Below are 17,638 nucleotides of genomic sequence, written 5' to 3'. Positions count from 1 at the left end.
CCCATGGCAGTGTTAACCGAAGAACAACCGTAGTGATCGACCGACAGACGGAGTCCCCGTGTCGTTGCCACCCCTGGTCGAGCCGGCCCCCGAGCTCACCGTAGACGAGGTCCGCAGGTACTCCCGCCACCTGATCATTCCCGACGTGGGCATGGACGGGCAGAAGCGGCTGAAGAACGCCAAGGTGCTCTTTGTGGGCGCCGGTGGCCTGGGTTCGCCGGGGCTGATGTACATGGCCGCCGCGGGCGTGGGCACGCTCGGCATCGTGGAGTTCGACGAGGTCGACGAGTCGAACCTGCAGCGACAGGTCATCCACAGCCAGTCCGACATCGGCCGCCCCAAGGCCGAGTCCGCCCGTGACACCGTCAAGGGCATCAACCCGTACGTGAACGTGATCCTTCACGAGGAGCGGCTCGAGGCCGACAACGTGATGGACATCTTCAGCCAGTACGACCTGATCGTCGACGGCACGGACAACTTCGCGACCCGCTACCTGGTCAACGACGCCTGCGTGCTGCTGAACAAGCCGTACGTGTGGGGTTCGATCTACCGGTTCGACGGCCAGGCCTCGGTCTTCTGGTCCGAGCACGGCCCCTGCTACCGCTGCCTGTACCCGGAGCCCCCGCCGCCCGGCATGGTCCCCTCCTGCGCCGAGGGCGGCGTCCTGGGCGTCCTGTGCGCGTCCATCGGCTCCATCCAGGTCAACGAGGCCATCAAGCTGCTCGCCGGCATCGGTGAGCCCCTCGTCGGCCGCCTGATGATCTACGACGCCCTGGAGATGCAGTACCGCCAGGTCAAGGTCCGCAAGGACCCCGACTGCGCGATCTGCGGCGAGAACCCGACCGTCACCGAGCTCATCGACTACGAGGCCTTCTGCGGCGTCGTGTCCGAGGAGGCCCAGGCGGCGGCCGCCGACTCCACGATCACTCCCAAGCAGCTCAAGGAGTGGATCGACGACGGCGAGAGCATCGAGCTCATCGACGTCCGCGAGCCGAACGAGTTCGAGATCGTGTCCATCCCGGGCGCCCGCCTGATCCCCAAGAACGAGTTCCTCATGGGCAACGCCCTGGAGGGCCTGCCGCAGGACAAGAAGATCGTCTTGAACTGCAAGACGGGTGTCCGCAGTGCGGAAGTCCTCGCCGTTCTGAAGTCCGCGGGCTTCGCCGACGCCGTCCACGTGGGCGGCGGAGTGATCGGCTGGGTCAACCAGATCGAGCCGGAGAAGCCGGTCTACTGAGCCGCGCCGGCCGGTATCCAGGCCGAGGCGGGGGCTCCGGGCACCACGGGTGCGCGGGGCCCCCGCCTTCGTCATGAGCAGACCTTGCCGTCCTCGGGCACCGTGCCGTCCAGCAGATACGCGTTCACCGTGGAGTCGACGCAGTCGCTCCCGCTGCCGTACGCGCCATGGCCCTCGCCCTTCCAGGTGAGCACCACACCGACGCCCTCGCCCAGCTCGTCCGCCATCTTCCGGGCGCCCTCGTACGGCGTGGCCGGGTCGCCGGTGTTGCCCACGACCAGGACCGGCTCCGCGCCCGGCGCGCTCACCTCCGGCGTGTCGGACTGACCGGGGACCGGCCAGTCGTGGCACCAGCCGGCCGTGTCCCAGCCGAGGAAGGACCCGAACACCGGCGAGATCTCCTCGAACTCGGGCAGCAACCGCTTCGTCTCCTCGATCGTCGGCCGCTGCTTGGCGTCCAGGCACGATATGACCCGTTGGGAGTGGGTCGTCGTGCCGTAGCGTCCCGAGTCGTCGCGCTCGTTGTATCCGTCGGCCAGTGCCAGCAGTTCCGAGCCGTCCCCCTCCTCCGCGGCCTCCAGCGCGCTGGTCAGCACCGGCCAGCTGGTCTTGCTGTACAGCGGCAGGACGATGCCGGTCAGTGCCAGGGTCTGCGTCAGCTCGCGTCCGGAGGACGTCGGCAGCGGTTCGGAGTCGATCCGCTCCAGCAGCTCCGCGATCTCCCGCGATCCCTGCTCGGGGTCCCGCCCGGTGGACTTCAGGTAGTTGTCGAGCGCCGTCTGGAAGCCGCGGGTCTGGTTCTTGGCGTGGCCCACCGTGTCGGCGCTCGGGTCGACGACCGCGTCCAGCGTCATCCGCCCCACCTTCTTCGGGAACAGATGGGCGTAGACCCCGCCGAGCTCGGTGCCGTAGGAGATGCCGAAGTAGTTCAGCCGGTCGTCGCCGAGGACCTGGCGGATGCGGTCCATGTCGCGAGCGGTGTCGGTGGTCGAGACGTGCGCCATCAGCTCCCCGGCGGCCTTCTGGCAGCCCTCGCCGAAGTCGGCCGCGTCCTCCAGGAACGTCCGCTCCTCGGCCGGTGTGTCCGGGGTGCCGTCCACCGACGACTCGGCGGCCTCGATGCTCTTGTCGTCGCGGCAGCGCACGCCCTCGCTGGCGGCGACCCCGCGCGGATCCCAGCTCACCAGGTCGTACCGCTCGCGCAGTTCGGCGGCCGTGGCGGCGTAGGACGGCATCATGGACACGCCCGAGCCGCCGGGCCCGCCGAAGTTGAACAGCAGCGAGCCGAGGCGGTCGTCTCCCGTGGCCCTGGCGCGAATCAGGGCCAGCCCGATCGTGGAGCCGTCCGGCTCGGACCAGTCCAGCGGCACCTGGAGGGTGGCGCACTGCCAGTCGTCACCCGGTGCGGGGGCGTCGCCGGAGGGCTTGCAGCGTCCCCAGTCGAGCGCCGTGTCGCCGCTCTTGCCGTCGTTCCCGGAGTCGTCGTCCGACGAGCCCCCGCCGCTGCAGCCGGCGGTGAGCAGTGCGGCGGCGACTGCCACAGCCGTCCACCGTGTGAAACGGGTCATTGCCGAATTCCCCCCTCGCTGGCCGTCCGCACCGTGCCGCGGATGGCGGTCAGGCCATGGTATGCAGATCCACCGCTCACTGCGGAAGCCTGTGGATAACGCTCTGACCTGCGACTATGCGGTGAACGCGAGGCTCGGTCACGAGCAGACGGTCCCGGCCGCCGGCACCTTTCCGTCCAGGAGGTAGCCGTGCACCGCGTCCCGCACGCACTTGTTCTTGCTGTCGTAGGCACCGTGCCCCTGCCCCCGGTACGTCAGCTCCACACCGACGCCCTCACCGAGGGACTGCGCCATCCTGCGCGCCCCCTCGTACGGGGTGGCCGGGTCTCCGGTGTTGCCGATCACCAGGATCGGGGCCGCGCCGGGGGCACGGACATCCGGATGGTCGGCGGCCCCGGGCACCGCCCAGTCGGTGCAGCCGACCATCCCCCACGCCAGGTACTCCCCGAACAGCTCGGACGCGGCCCGGAACTCCGGAAGCGCGCGCTCCACGTCCTCGGCGGTGTAGCGCGGTTTGTCGTCGGCGCAGTTGATGGCCACGTTGGCCGGTACGAGGTTGCTGTACTCGCCGTTCTCGCTGCGCCCGTTCATCGAGTCGGACAGCACCATCAGAATCGTGCCGTCACCGTCGTACGCCTGCTCGAGACCGTCGGTGAGGAACTCCCAGAAGTCCCTCGAGTACAACGCCTGGGCGATCCCGTTGGTCGCCGCGGTCTGGGTCAGCTCGCGCGGGAAGATACCGGGGATCGGCCTGCTGTCGAGGTCCTCCAGCAGCTGGGCGATGCGGTCCTTCACGTCCTGCGCGCTGTCGCCGACAGGGCACTCCTCGGTCCCCGAGACGCAGTCCTCGGCGTAGTTGTCGAGCGCGAGCTGGAACCCCCGCGCCTGTCCGAGCGAGCCCTGTTCCGCTGTCTGCGTGGGGTCGACGACCGCGTCGAAGACGGCGCGGCCCACCTTCTTCGGGAACAGGTGGGCGTAGACCCCGCCGAGTTCGGTGCCGTAGGAGACGCCGAAGTAGTGGAGTTCGTCGTCGCCGAGGACCTGGCGCATCAGGTCCAGGTCACGGGCCGCGTCCGTGGTGCGTACATGCGGCAGGACCCGCTCGGAGTTGTCCTCGCAGGCCGCGTTGAACTCCTTGGTGCTGTCCATGAGTTCCGTGCGCTCGGCGTTGTCGTCGGGGGTGGCGTCCTGCTGGAAGTAGGCGTCGAGTCGCTCGTCGCTCTCACAGATCACCGGTGCGCTGCGGCCGACCCCGCGGGGGTCGAAGCTCACCAGGTCGTAGCGGGTGCGCAGGGCCGCGTAGTCCTCGCCGAACGCGGGCAGCGCGGTGACGCCGGAGCCGCCCGGGCCGCCGAAGTTGAAGATCAGGGAGCCGATGCGCTCGTTCGCCGCGCCGCTCGACCTGGCCCGGATCAGGGCGAGGTCGATGGTGTCGCCGTCGGGGTCGCGCCAGTCCAGGGGTGCCTTCATGGTGGCGCAGCTCCAGGTTCCCCGGGGGCCGGGCAGGGGGGACGGGGCGCGCCCCCCGCCCTGCGCCTCGGACGGTGCCGGGCAGTCCGTCCAGCTGAGCCGCTGCTCCGCCAGGTCCTCGTCCTTATCGTCGCCCTCACCGCAGCCCGCCAGCAGCGCGGGCAGCAGGACGGCGGAGACGGTCAGGGCGGCGGCGCGCAGGAGGAAGGGGTGGGGCATGTTCCCATCCTGGCGTCGCCCGGGTCGGGACGCGCGGGACAGGGGCCGTACGAGGGAGGACGCCCCACCCGATCCGTCCACCGGGCCGTCCCCGCGCACAGCCCCCGCCTACAAGGCCGCCTTGCGCGTGAGGTGGTTGAAGGCCAGCCAGCCCGGCAGGACCGGCAGCCACAGCGTCAGCAGCCGGAAGAGCAGCACCGCCGGCGCGGCGACCTCCTTGGGGAGCCCGACCGCGATCAGACCGACCGTCAGGGTCGCCTCGACCGCGCCCACACCGCCCGGCGTGGGGGCCGCCGACCCCAGCGCGTTGCCCGCGAGGAACACGACGGCGACGCTGGCGATGCTGACGGACGTCGTCTCGTCGCCGAAGGCCCGGATCGAGGCGTCCAGGCACATCACGAAGCAGGCCGTCAGCAGCAGCATGCCGCCGATGCCGGTGATCAGCTTCTGCGGCCGTTGCAGCACGTCGAGCATGCGCGGCACGACACCCGCGAAGAGCGACCGCACGCGCGTGACGACGAATTTCCGCAGGAACGGCACCGAGGTCACCACGAGCACCAGCACCGCCACCGTCAACAGGCCCCCGATCACCGTGCGGGACGGGGTGAGGGAGGGCGTCTTCTCGGTACCGGTGAGATAGCCGAAGGACAGCAGCATCACGATGTGGCAGCCGAGCCCGAAGAGCTGCGACGCGCCGACGCTCGCCACCGCGAGCCCCGGCCGCACCCCCGCGCGCTGGAGGAACCGTGTGTTCAGGGCGACACCGCCCACCGCCGCCGGGGCGACGATCTTCACGAACGACCCGGCGACCTGCGCCGCCACGGTCCGCGGGAACGGCACCCGCTCGGGAACGAACCCGAGCAGGGCCATGGCCGCGGCGACGTAACTGGCGGCCGCGAACAGCACCGCCGCGGCCACCCAGCCCCACTCGGCGTTGGCGATCAGCGGGCCGAACTCGATGTGGGTGAGCTGCGTCAGCAGGAAGTACGCGCCGATGGCGCCGGCGATGACGCTGATCAGGGTCCGCGGCCGGACCCGCTCCAGGCGGGCCGGTTCCACCGGGGCCTGCGGCCTGATCCGCAGCACCTCGTGCCGGATCTGGGTGAGCAGGTCCTCCTCGCGCGCCTCCTCCAGGGCCTCGTCGATGGCCCGCTTCTCGGCCCGCTGCTCCGCGCGTACGGCCTTCTTGTCGGGCTTGTCGAGTACGACCGGGTGGGCTTCCTGCTCCACGCGGGCCGGCCTGGACTGCCGGGAGGCCTCCAGGACGGCCTCACGTTCGCGCTCCGCCCGCTCCCGGGCCAGCTTCCGCAGCGTGCCGCGCGTGGAGCGGCTCAGCGCGATGGGCTGGAGCATCGGCAGACAGTCCGCCACGGTGTCGGGGCCGAGGACGCTCAGCGCTGAGGCCACCGCGCGTTCGGCGCCCACCCTGAGGCCCAGCGTCACCAGCAGCTGGGAGGTGTCCATGCGCAGCAGCAGATCGCCGGCCGCGATCTCGCCGACCCGCAGATCGGTGAGGATCACCGTGCCGGAACGATCCACCAGGATGGCGTCGCCCACCAGCCTGCGGTGCGCGATACGGCGGGACTGCAGGGCCCGTACCTGGTCCCAGGTGTCGCGCAGCAGGTCGTCGGTGATCTCCTCGTCCGGCAGTGAGTCGAGGGTGCGCCCGCCGCTGTGCTCGTAGACGAGCATCACCGCGTCGGGGCCGAGTTCGGAGGTCGCGATCAGCTTGGGGGCGTTGGCGCCGGCGGCGATGGCCGCGTAGGCCAGCAACGCCTCCTGCTCGAGTGCCTGGCGCAGCGACTGCAGGCTGCTGCGGGTGGCGAAGCCGCGCAGGGTCAGGTTGCGCCACGCGCGGTAGAAGAAGCCCTGCGCCTGCTGCTCACGGTCGACGACCGTGACGTCGAGCGGCGGACCGTCCTCCAGGGTGACGAAGTACCGGCGTCCCCGGTCCCCGGTCTCGGAGGCGTCGCCGGACTCCACCCGGGACGCGGTCACGGGGCGGAAGCCGACGGTCCGGAGGCCCGCCATCAGGGTGCGGCCGGTGGGGCGCACATTGGGTGAACCGACGGCGTAGAGGGTGCCGTAGGCGACGGTCCAGCCGATCAGGACCGTCAGGATGATCGAGAACGGTGTCGTGTACCCGGTGACGAGCATCGAGAAGGCGTCGAGGAGCAGCACCACCCACAGCACCGCGCGCCACCGGGGCCGGCGGGACATGCCGACGGCCGTCATGTACGCGATCACCGGGGCCAGATAGCCGTGTACCGGGTCGGTGAGGGCGTGGATGTCGCCGGGGGAGGGCTGGGTGAGCGCCTCCTGGATCGAGTCCGGGGCGGCACGCGCGACCCACAGGTCGGTGGCGAGTGTCACACCGTGCGCGAGCACGGCGGCGAGTACGCCGTCGGCGATCCGCAGTCCGTCCCGCTTGATCAGCCGCTCGATGGCGAAGGCCACCGGGACCAGGAGGATCGCGATGCTGGAGGCCAGCCCCGCGATCTTGATGAGCAGGTCGGGAGCCTGCCCGGTGCCCTTGTTGATGTCCTGTTCCAGGCCCGACGTGGTGCCGTGGGCGAACGCGGCGATCGCCAGCAGCACCACCACGGCGAGTACGCCCGCCAGGAGTCGCATGAGGTCGGAGGGGCGGTGCACGCGCGCGGGGAGCAGCGGTTCGTCGCCCTCCACCTCGTCGATGTGCGCCGTCTCGGGCTCGGCGGTGTGCGGGCGCGAGGAGGCGTCAGGGGTGCCCTCCGGGTCCTCCTGGGGGTGCGCACCCTGCTGCTTCATCGTCTCTTCTCGATCTTGTATCACCTGTCACCGCCCGCACGATGGTGGCATGCCGTACCGGCACAAGGGGGCATCAGGGTCCTCATGCGGGGCGGCACAGTCTGCCCGAAGCGCCGTCCCGGGGCGAGCCGTGCGCACGCGCGTGAGCGCGTCGCGTTGTCGGTGGGGTGGGGCAGGATGGGCCGGATGAGCCAGGAGAGCCTTCCGCCGGACGGCGGCCCGGAGCACCCGGAGGCGCTGCCCGAGTACGCCGAGCGGGTCCTCGAGGTGGCCGAGCTGATTCCGCCGGGACGTGTCATGACATACGGGGACGTGGCCGAGTGGCTGGACGAGGGAGGTCCTCGGCAGGTGGGGCGCGTGATGGCCCTGTACGGGGGCGCCGTCCCGTGGTGGCGTGTCGTCCGCGCGGACGGCGTGCTGCTGCCGGGCCACGAGCTGAGAGCCCTCGGCCACTACCGCGCGGAGGGCACGCCCCTGAAGGAGGCCGGCCGGTCCGCGGAGGGGCATGTGCCGCGCCTCGACATGAGGCGGGCGCGGTGGGACGGCGGTGGGCACACCGTGGGTCACACCTGACAGCTTCCGCCATAGCGCACGCCGCCGTGTGACCTGTGATCCCTCAGGGGGAAATGGGACACATGCGTGGCATGACGTACGTTCGTGAGGCGAGGGACATGCGTGGCAAGAGTGCCCGGAGGGAAGAAGCGGAAGTCCTGCTTCCGCACTTTTCACCGGCGTAGCGTCGGCTGCGCGTGACCCCCTCACCCCGCACCCACCGCCCCGCACGCGCGGCGAACGGCCCCACAGCACACCCACCAGGACCGGCGAACCACGTGAGCTCCTCTTCCTCCAGCAGCGGCCTGTCGCACCCCCAGGTGCGGCGGGGGAATCGTGGCGCTTACCGACTGGTCCGTACCCCGCCGGCTCGCGGGAATCCCCCTCGGCTGGACGCCGCACAGCGCTCCGTGGTTGAGCACGAGACCGGCCCGCTGCTCGTTCTCGCAGGTCCGGGCACCGGAAAGACCACCACACTGGTCGAGTCCGTGGCCGCGCGGATCGCCCGTGGCGGGGACCCCGAACGCATCCTGGTGCTGACGTTCAGCCGCAAGGCGGCCGTCGAGCTGCGCGACCGCATGGCCCTGCGCATCGGGGCCGCGCACGCCCCGCAGGCGACGACCTTCCACTCGTTCTGCTACGCCCTGGTCCGCGCCCACCAGGACAGCGACCTCTTCGTGGAGCCGCTGCGGCTGCTGTCCGGACCCGAGCAGGACGTCACCGTGCGCGAGCTGCTCGCCGGCCAGGTGGACCTGGAGCGGCTCGGCCTCGCCCATGTGCGCTGGCCGGACGAGCTGCGCGCCTGCCTCACCACCCGCGGCTTCGCCGACGAGGTCCGCGCGGTGCTCGCCCGCAGCCGCGAACTCGGCCTCGGCCCCGACGCCCTGGACGCCTTCGCCCGCCGCATCGGACGCCCCGACTGGCGCGCCGCCTCCGCCTTCCTCGCCGAGTACCTCGACGTCCTCGATCTGCAGGGCGTCCTCGACTACGCCGAACTGGTCCACCGCGCGGTGCTCCTCGCCCGCCGCCCCGAGACCGCCGGGCAGCTCGCCGCGCGGTACGACGCCGTCTACGTCGACGAGTACCAGGACACCGACCCCGCCCAGGTGCGGCTGCTGCACGCCCTGGCCGGCGGGCGCACCCTCGTCGCCTTCGGGGACCCCGACCAGTCGATCTACGCGTTCCGGGGCGCGGACGTCAACGGCATCCTGGAGTTCCCGCACGCGTTCCCCCGCGCGGACGGCCGCCCCGCCCCGGTCGAGGTGCTGCGCACCTCCCGGCGCTCGGGCGCCGCCCTGCTGGAGGCCACCCGGCGGGTGACCCGGCGCATGCCGCTGCCCCGCCTGCCCGCCGACAAGGCCCGCGCCCACCGGGAACTCGGTCCGGTACGGGACGGCGGCCGGGTGGAGGTGTACACCTACCCGACGTCCGGTACGGAGCTGGACAACATCGCCGACATCCTGCGCCGCGCGCGCCTGGAGGACGGCGTCCCCTGGAACGAGATGGCCGTGCTGGTGCGCGCCGGCGCCCGCACCCTCCCCGCGGTCCGCCGCGCGCTCACCTCGGCCGGTGTCCCCGTGGACGTCGACGGCGACGACCTGCCCCTGCGCCACGAACCGGCGGTGGCCCCGCTGCTGACGGCCCTGCGCGCGGTGGCGACCGCGGAGGCGGGCGACCGCGACGACACCGCGGACGCGTCCGGGGCGGACGCCGAGGCGGAACCCTGCTGGCTCGACACCGAGACCGCGCTCACACTGCTCGCCTCCCCCCTCGCCGGCATGGACGCCGCCGACCTGCGCCGCCTCGGACGGGCCCTGCGCGAGGAGGAGCGGGCGGCGGGCAACCCGCTGCCCCCGCCCTCGGACGAGCTGCTCGCGCGTGCGCTGGCCGAGCCGGAGCGGCTCGCCGTGCACGACCCCGCCTACGCGCGGGGCGCCCAGCGTCTCGGCGCCCTGCTGCGCCGGGCCCGTGAACGCCTGGCGGGCGGCGGTACGGCGGAAGAGGCCCTGTGGGACCTCTGGGACGGCACGCCGTGGCCCCAGCGGCTGGAGCGCTCCGCGCGGCGCGGCGGCGCGGCCGGCCGCAACGCCGACCGGGACCTCGACGCCGTGTGCGCCCTGTTCGCCACCGCCGCCCGCGCGGAGGAACGCACCGGCGGCCGCGGCGCCCTGAACTTCCTGGAGCAGATCGAGGCCGAGGACATCGCCGCCGACACCCTCACGCGCCGCGCCGCCCGCCCGGACGCGGTGCGCCTGATGACCGCGCACCGCTCCAAGGGCCTGGAGTGGCGCCTGGTCGTCGTGGCCGGGGTCCAGGAGGGACTCTGGCCGGACCTGCGCCGCCGCGGCTCACTGCTGGAGGCCGACCGCATCGGCCGTGACGGACTCGCCGAACCCCTCACCCCCGGCGCACTGCTCGCCGAGGAACGCCGACTGTTCTACGTGGCCGCCACGCGCGCGCGTGAACGCCTGGTCGTGACGGCCGTGAAGGCGCCCGCCGACGACGGCGACCAGCCCTCCCGCTTCCTCACCGAACTCGGCGTCGAGCCCCACGACGTCACCGGACGTCCGCGCCGACCCCTGTCCGTCGCCGCGCTCGTCGCCGAACTGCGCGCCACCACGGTCGACCCACGGGTCTCCGACACCCTCAGGGAGGAAGCCGCGCTCCGGCTGGCCCGGCTCGCCGCCCTCGCCGACGAGGACGGCCGCCCGCTGGTGCCGTCCGCGCACCCGTACCGCTGGTGGGGCATGTTCGCACCGACGGAGAGCAAGGTTCCGCTGCGTCACCGCGACCGGCCCGTCGTGCTCTCCGGCAGCGCCCTCGACCAGCTCGCCAACACCTGCGCCCTCCAGTGGTTCCTGGGCCGGGAGGTGAAGGCCGACACGCCGGCGACCGCCGCCCAGGGCTTCGGCAACGTGGTGCACGTCCTCGCCGACGAGGTGGCCTCCGGCCAGACGCCGGCCGATCTGGCGGTCCTCATGGAGCGCCTCGACTCCGTGTGGAACGCGATCGCCTTCGACGCGCCGTGGAAGTCGGCGCAGGAGAAGGAGAACGCGCGCGTGGCGCTCGAACGCTTCCTGCGGTGGCACGTCATGGACCGCACCGGACGCACACCGGTGGCCAGCGAGCACGACTTCGACGTCACCCTCGAGGCGGGCGACTACGAGGTCCGCATCCGCGGCCAGATGGACCGCGTCGAAGCCGACGCCGACGGCCGCGCCTATGTCGTCGACTTCAAGACCGGCAAGCAGGCACCCAGCTCCGCCGAGGTCGCCCGGCACCCCCAGCTCGCCGTCTACCAGCTCGCCGTCCGCGAGGGCGCCGTCGACGAGGCCTTCGACGGGGCGCGCCCCGAACCGGGCGGCGCCGAGCTGGTCCAGCTGCGTCAGGGGGCCGCCAAGCGGGACGGTGGCGAGACCCTGCCCAAGGTGCAGGCCCAGGAGCCGCTGGAGGGGGAGTGGGTCGGCGACCTGCTGGCCACCGCCGCCGGCAAGGTCCTCGACGAACGGTTCACCCCGACCACGGGCCAGCACTGCGCCCACTGCGCCTTCCGGGCCTCGTGCAGCGCCCGGCCGGAGGGCCGGCACGTCGTCGAGTGACGGGCGTGACGCATCGCACCACCCACGCCGACCTGCGACGATGCGCTCCCGCAGCGCTCCGCCGGCCTCCGCTGTCAGTGTCCGCCGCTAGATTCTGCCTGTGCCCGCTCGCATCACCGATCCCGAACAGCTCAAGGAGCTCCTCGGCATCCCCTTCACCCCGGAGCAGACGGCCTGCATCGTCGCGCCGCCCGCCCCGCAGGTGATCGTGGCCGGAGCCGGCTCGGGCAAGACGACGGTGATGGCGGCGCGCGTGGTGTGGCTGGTCGGCACCGGCCAGGTCGCCCCCGAACAGGTGCTCGGTCTCACCTTCACCAACAAGGCCGCCGGTGAACTCGCCGAGCGCGTCCGCAAGGCCCTGATCAAGGCGGGCGTCACCGACCCGGAGGCCATCGACCCGGACAACCCCCCGGGCGAGCCGGTGATCTCCACGTACCACGCCTTCGCGGGCCGCCTCCTGACCGACCACGGACTGCGCATCGGCCTCGAACCGACCTCCCGGCTGCTCGCCGACGCCACCCGCTACCAGCTCGCCGCGCGCGTCCTGCGCGAGGCCCCCGGCCCCTACCCGGCCCTCACCCGGTCCTTCCCCGACCTGGTCGGCGACCTCCTCGCCCTCGACGCCGAGCTCGCCGAGCACCTCGTACGGCCCGAGGACCTGCGCGCCCACGACGCCGAGCTGCTGAGCACCCTGGAGAACACCAGGCTCACCAACGCCGACCTGCGCAAGGTCCCCGAGGCGGCCGCCGCGCGGCGCGAACTCGCCGACCTCGTGGAGCGCTACCGGGCCGCCAAACGCGAACGCGACCTGCTCGACTTCGGCGACCAGATCGCCCTGTCCGCCCGGCTCTCCGCTCTCCCCGAGGTGGGCCGCGTCCTGCGCGACGAGTTTCGCGTGGTCCTCCTCGACGAGTACCAGGACACCTCCGTCGCCCAGCGCGTGCTGCTGGCCGGCCTGTTCGGCGGCGGCACCGGCCACCCGGTGACCGCCGTCGGCGACCCCTGCCAGGCGATCTACGGCTGGCGCGGCGCCTCCGTCGCCAACCTCGACGACTTCCCCGAGCACTTCGCCCGGGCCGACGGCCGCCCCGCCACCCGTCAGTCGCTCAGCGAGAACCGGCGCAGCGGCGGCCGCCTGCTGGACCTCGCCAACGGACTCGCCGAGCCACTGCGCGCCATGCACGCGGGCGTGGAAGCCCTCCGGCCGGCACCCGGAGCCGAGCGCGACGGCACCGTCCGCTGCGCCCTGCTGCCCACCCATGCGGAGGAGATCGACTGGATCGCCGACTCCGTCGCCCACCTGGTCCGCACCGGCAAGGCGCCCGGCGAGATCGCCGTCCTGTGCCGTACGGCCGGCGACTTCGCCGAGATCCAGGGCGCCCTGGTCGCCCGGGACGTCCCCGTCGAGGTGGTCGGCCTGTCCGGGCTGCTGCACCTGCCCGAGATCGCCGACCTCGTCGCCGTCTGCGAGGTCCTCCAGGACCCCGGCGCCAACGCCTCCCTCGTACGGCTGCTGACCGGCCCGCGCTGGCGCATCGGCCCCCGCGACCTGGCGCTGCTCGGGCGGCGCGCACGCCTGCTCGTGTCCCACGCGCGCGTGGACGGCGACGACGATCCCGACCGGCGGCTCGCCGAAGCCGTCGAGGGCGTCGACCCGGCCGAGGTGATCTCGCTCGCCGACGCCCTCGACACGTTCCTCGAGACACCGCTCGACGGCCGCGGGGACGACGACGGACTGCCCTTCTCGCCCGACGCGCGCGTGCGGTTCGCCCGCCTGGCCACCGAACTGCGCGACCTGCGCCGCTCCCTCGCCGACCCCCTCATGGACGTCCTGCACCGGGTCCTCGCCGTCACCGGCCTGGAGGTCGAACTGTCCGCGTCCCCGCACGCCCTGGCCGCCCGCCGACGCGAAACCCTCTCCAACTTCCTCGACATCGCCGCGTCCTTCGCCGCCGGCGACGGCGAGGCCACCCTGCTCGCCTTCCTCGGCTTCCTGCGCACCGCCGCCCAGTACGAGAAGGGCCTCGACAACGCCCTGCCCGGTGGCGAGAACACCGTCAAGGTGCTCACCGCCCACAAGTCCAAGGGTCTCGAATGGGACGTCGTCGCCGTCCCCGGACTGGTCACCGGCACCTTCCCCAGCGGCCAGGGCCGCGAGAAGTGGACCGCCCAGGGCAAGGTGCTGCCGCACGGACTGCGCGGCGACGCCGACACCCTGCCGGACGTCATGTCCTGGGACTCCCGGGGGCTGAAGGCCTTCCACGAGGCCATGAAGGAACACCAGCACACCGAGGAACTGCGCCTCGGCTACGTCACCTTCACCCGCCCCCGCTCCCTGCTGCTCGGCTCCGGACACTGGTGGGGACCCAGCCAGAAGAGGCCGCGCGGCCCCTCGGAGTTCCTCCACGCCCTGTACGAGCACTGCGCCGCCGGGTACGGCGAGATCGAGGTCTGGGCGGACGAGCCCGCCGAGGACGAGGAGAACCCCGCCCTGCAGCGGGCCACCGACGACCAGGTGTGGCCCCTGCCCCTGGACGACGCGGCCCTCACCCGCCGCCGCGCGGCGGCCGAGACGGTCCTCGCCCACCTCGACCGCCTAGCCGCCCGCGCGGACACCCCCGCCACGGCCGTACACGACCCGGACTCCCACGACGATCCGGACTGGCCGCCACCGCCCGACGACGAGGACCCCCTCCCGGACGAGGACGGCGACCCGTTCGCGGACGCCGACCCGGACGACTGGGACTCCTGGAGCACCGACCGCCCCACCGTCCCGCACCAGGCGACGGCCCCGGAACCCACCGCGCACCCCCGCGCGGCGCAGCCGGCCCGCCCGTCGCGGGAGCCCGGAGCACGGCTCACCCCCGAGGAGGCCCGTACCGTCGCGTCCTGGGACCGCGACCTCGACGCCCTCACCGGAGAGCTGCTGCGCGCCCGCGAGAGCGTCACCGAGGTCCGGCTGCCCGCCTCGCTGACCGCCTCCCAGCTGCTGCGCCTGGCCGCCGACCCGGACGGCTTCGCCCAGGAGCTGGCCCGCCCCATGCCCCGCCCACCGCAGCCCGCCGCGCGCCGGGGCACCCGCTTCCACGCCTGGGTCGAGGCACGCTTCGAGGCCCTGACCCTGCCCATGCTCGACCCGGAGGAGCTGCCCGGCGGCGACGCCGAGATCGCCGACGAACGCGACCTGGAGGCACTCAAGGAAGCCTTCGAACGCACCGAGTACGCCCACCGCACCCCCCACCGCGTGGAGGCCCCGTTCCAGCTGTCGATCGCCGGCCGCGTCGTCCGCGGCCGCATCGACGCCGTCTACCGGGAGGACGACGGGGACGGGACGACGTACGAGATCGTCGACTGGAAGACCAGCCGCGACCGCACCGCCGACCCGCTCCAGCTCGCCGTCTACCGCCTCGCCTGGGCCGAACAGCAGGGCGTCCCCCCGGAGACCGTCACGGCCGCGTTCCTCTACGTACGCACCGGCGAGATCGTCCGACCCGAGGCCCTGCCCGGCCGCGCGGAGCTGGAACGGCTGCTGCTCGAAGAGCCGTCCGGTGAGATACCGCACTCCGAGGACACCGGCGCGGGCCGATAGGCTCGAGGACATGAGCCAGCCCGTTGACAGTGCCGTCAGCGCCGTCCGTACGTACATCGAGCAGCACCGCGTCGCCTTCCTCGACGACCTCACCGAGTGGCTGCGCATCCCGTCCGTCTCGGCCCAGCCCGACCACGCGCCCGACGTGCGCGACAGCGCCGACTGGCTCGCCGCCAAACTCAAGGAGACCGGCTTCCCGACCGCCGAGGTCTGGCACACCCCCGGCGCCCCGGCCGTCTACGCCGAGTGGCCCTCCGACGACCCCGGGGCACCCACCGTGCTGGTCTACGGCCACCACGACGTGCAGCCCGCGGCCCGCGAGGACGGCTGGGACAGCGAACCCTTCGAACCCGTCGTCCGGGACAACCGCCTCTACGCGCGCGGTGCGGCCGACGACAAGGGGCAGGTGTTCTTCCACACACTCGGAGTCCGGGCCCACCTCGCCACCACCGGCCGCACCAGCCCGGCCGTGCACCTGAAACTGCTGATCGAGGGCGAGGAGGAATCGGGCTCCCCGCACTTCCGGGCGCTCGTCGAACAGCACACGGACCGGCTCCGCGCCGACGCCGTGATCGTCTCCGACACCGGCATGTGGTCCGAGGACACCCCGACCGTGTGCACGGGTATGCGCGGCCTCGCCGAGTGCGAGATCCGGCTGTACGGCCCCGACCAGGACATCCACTCCGGTTCGTTCGGAGGGGCGGTGCCCAATCCGGCCACCGCCGCCGCCCGCCTGGTGGCCGCCCTGCACGACGACCACGCGCGCGTGGCGATCCCCGGCTTCTACGACGGCGTCGTCGAGCTCACCGACCGCGAACGCGAACTCCTCGCCGAGCTGCCCTTCGACGAGGGGCAGTGGCTGCGCACCGCCAAGTCCCACGGCACCCGGGGCGAGGCGGGATACAGCACCCTGGAGCGCGTCTGGGCCCGCCCCACCGCCGAGGTCAACGGCATCGGCGGCGGCTACCAGGGCCCCGGCAGCAAGACGATCATCCCGTCCTCCGCCATGGTGAAGCTGTCCTTCCGGCTCGTCGCAGGCCAGGACCCGGAGCGTGTGCGGGAGGCCGTCAGCGCCTGGGTGCCCGGACAACTGCCGGACGGCATCCGCTGCGAGATCTCCTTCAGCCCCGCCACGCGCCCGTGCCTGACCCCGCTGGACCATCCGACCCTGCGGTCCCTGGTCCGCGCGATGGGCCGCGCCTTCGAGAAACCCGTCCTGTTCACCCGCGAGGGAGGCTCCGGACCGGCCGCCGACCTCCAGGACGTCCTCGGCGCACCGGTGCTGTTCCTCGGCATCTCCGTCCCCTCCGACGGCTGGCACGCCCCCAACGAGAAGGTCGAGCTCGACCTGCTCCTCAAGGGCGTCGAGACCACCGCCTACCTGTGGGGCGACCTCGCCGAGCACTGGCGGCACGCGCCCTGACCTCCCACGCCGTCCGAACCGGAACCCCGCGCGGGGCACACTGGAAGGGACCCGCCGCGCCCCGCGGGACCGGTCCCTCCCGCCGCACGTCCCGCCGAACCGCCCGCCGACCCAATCCGTTCCACCGGGGGAGTTGGAAGCACCCGTGACCACCTGGACCGACCACACCGCCGACCGCCCCATCTCGCTCACCGCCCCGAGCGGCATCGACCGGGCCGCTCACCACCGGCTCGACGAGGCATGGCTCGCGGCGGCGTGGAGCCACCCCTCGACCCGCTGCTTCGTGGTGTCCGGCGGCCAGGTCCTCATCGACGAGGCGGCCGACGGCCGTACCGAACTCGTCATGACGCCGTCCTTCGAGGCCCCGCTCACCGAGGCACACCGCTACTTCCTGGGCAACGACGAGGACGGCGTCAGTTACTTCGCCCTCCAGAAGGACTCCCTGCCCGGCCGCATGGACGACTCCGCCCGCCCGGCCGGCCTGCGCGAGGCGGGACTGCTGCTGTCACCGCGCGAGGCGGGGCTGATGGTGCACGCGGTCGCCCTGGAGAACTGGCAGCGGCTGCACCGCTTCTGCTCCCGCTGCGGCGAGCGCACCGTCATCGCCGCCGCCGGACACATCCGCCGCTGCCCCGCCTGCGGTGCCGAGCACTACCCGCGCACCGACCCCGCGGTGATCATGGCCGTGGTCGACGAGGACGACCGCATCCTGCTCGGCCGCCAGGTCCACTGGCCCGCGGGCCGCTTCTCCACGCTCGCCGGATTCGTCGAACCCGGCGAGTCCATCGAGCAGTCGGTGCGCCGGGAGGTCCGCGAGGAGGCCGGCATCAGCGTCGGCGACGTCGAGTACGTCGCCAGCCAGCCCTGGCCCTTCCCCTCCAGCCTCATGCTGGGCTTCTTCGCCCGCGCCACCTCGACCGAGATCGAGGTCGACGGCGACGAGATCCACGAGGCGCGCTGGTTCTCCCGCGACGAGCTCGGCGCCGCCTTCGAGTCCGGGGAGGTGCTCCCGCCGTACGGGATCTCGATCGCGGCCCGCCTGATCGAGCGCTGGTACGGCAAGGAGCTCCCGACGCGCAGCGCCTTCTGACCACACGGACACATAGGAGCGGGGGGGGGGGGGGGGGGGGGGGGGGGGGGGGAAGCACACCGGGGAAACGAAAAAGAAAAAAACACCCCTTTTCCCCCCCCCCC

9 protein-coding genes are annotated in these 17,638 nt (G+C 72.7%); 6 read left to right on the top strand and 3 right to left on the bottom strand.

All coding sequences use genetic code 11. The features are described from left to right. Positions 1 to 58: 58 nt before the first annotated feature. A complete protein-coding gene (moeZ, locus tag ACZ470_RS37955) occupies positions 59 to 1,237 on the top strand; it encodes an adenylyltransferase/sulfurtransferase MoeZ (protein WP_468434530.1) in 1,179 nt (392 codons plus the stop codon). A 71-nt stretch (positions 1,238 to 1,308) separates the two neighbouring features. Here the strand turns inward: moeZ and ACZ470_RS37950 are convergent, their stop codons facing one another. From ACZ470_RS37950 to ACZ470_RS37940, 3 genes are all read right to left on the bottom strand, one after another. Next, the gene (locus ACZ470_RS37950; RefSeq protein ID WP_468434529.1) at positions 1,309 to 2,805 is read right to left on the bottom strand and encodes an alpha/beta hydrolase; all 1,497 of its coding nucleotides are present in this window, start codon (positions 2,803 to 2,805) and stop codon (positions 1,309 to 1,311) included. A 138-nt stretch (positions 2,806 to 2,943) separates the two neighbouring features. Continuing rightward, entirely contained in the window at positions 2,944 to 4,494 is a 1,551-nt protein-coding gene (locus ACZ470_RS37945; RefSeq protein WP_468434528.1) for an alpha/beta hydrolase, read from the bottom strand. 108 nt (positions 4,495 to 4,602) lie between these two features. Further along, on the bottom strand, positions 4,603 to 7,281 hold the full coding sequence (locus tag ACZ470_RS37940) for a lysylphosphatidylglycerol synthase transmembrane domain-containing protein (protein WP_468434527.1): 2,679 nt from the start codon (positions 7,279 to 7,281) through the stop codon (positions 4,603 to 4,605). 186 nt (positions 7,282 to 7,467) lie between these two features. Between ACZ470_RS37940 and ACZ470_RS37935 the strand changes: the two genes are divergently transcribed. The 5 genes from ACZ470_RS37935 to nudC all read left to right on the top strand — a co-directional run bounded on the left by ACZ470_RS37935 (position 7,468) and on the right by nudC (position 17,534). Continuing rightward, complete coding sequence (locus tag ACZ470_RS37935; protein WP_468434526.1) at positions 7,468 to 7,854, top strand: MGMT family protein; 387 nt, start codon at positions 7,468 to 7,470, stop codon at positions 7,852 to 7,854. A 257-nt stretch (positions 7,855 to 8,111) separates the two neighbouring features. Further along, a complete protein-coding gene (locus ACZ470_RS37930; RefSeq protein ID WP_468434525.1) occupies positions 8,112 to 11,432 on the top strand; it encodes an ATP-dependent helicase in 3,321 nt (1,106 codons plus the stop codon). Between the two features lie 100 nt (positions 11,433 to 11,532). Continuing rightward, entirely contained in the window at positions 11,533 to 15,021 is a 3,489-nt protein-coding gene (locus ACZ470_RS37925) for an ATP-dependent DNA helicase (protein ID WP_468434524.1), read from the top strand. A 10-nt stretch (positions 15,022 to 15,031) separates the two neighbouring features. Then, positions 15,032 to 16,444 carry a dipeptidase gene (locus tag ACZ470_RS37920; RefSeq protein WP_468434523.1) on the top strand — a complete coding sequence of 471 codons (1,413 nt, stop codon included), beginning with the start codon at positions 15,032 to 15,034 and terminating at the stop codon, positions 16,442 to 16,444. Between the two features lie 133 nt (positions 16,445 to 16,577). After that, a complete protein-coding gene (gene nudC / locus ACZ470_RS37915) occupies positions 16,578 to 17,534 on the top strand; it encodes an NAD(+) diphosphatase (protein WP_468434522.1) in 957 nt (318 codons plus the stop codon). Positions 17,535 to 17,638 lie beyond the last annotated feature (104 nt).

The sequence above is a fragment of the Streptomyces sp. NPDC031111 genome (genome assembly GCF_055570675.1).
Note: the sequence above shows the minus strand (reverse complement) of the source record. Positions and strands in the feature narration are given on the sequence as shown.

Coding starts and splice junctions, on each gene's coding strand:
- ACZ470_RS37950 (WP_468434529.1), bottom strand. CDS start 2,805: ATGACCCGTTTCACACGGTGGACGGCTGTGGCAGTCGCCGCCGCACTG.
- ACZ470_RS37945 (WP_468434528.1), bottom strand. CDS start 4,494: ATGCCCCACCCCTTCCTCCTGCGCGCCGCCGCCCTGACCGTCTCCGCC.
- ACZ470_RS37940 (WP_468434527.1), bottom strand. CDS start 7,281: ATGAAGCAGCAGGGTGCGCACCCCCAGGAGGACCCGGAGGGCACCCCT.
- ACZ470_RS37935 (WP_468434526.1), top strand. CDS start 7,468: ATGAGCCAGGAGAGCCTTCCGCCGGACGGCGGCCCGGAGCACCCGGAG.
- ACZ470_RS37920 (WP_468434523.1), top strand. CDS start 15,032: ATGAGCCAGCCCGTTGACAGTGCCGTCAGCGCCGTCCGTACGTACATC.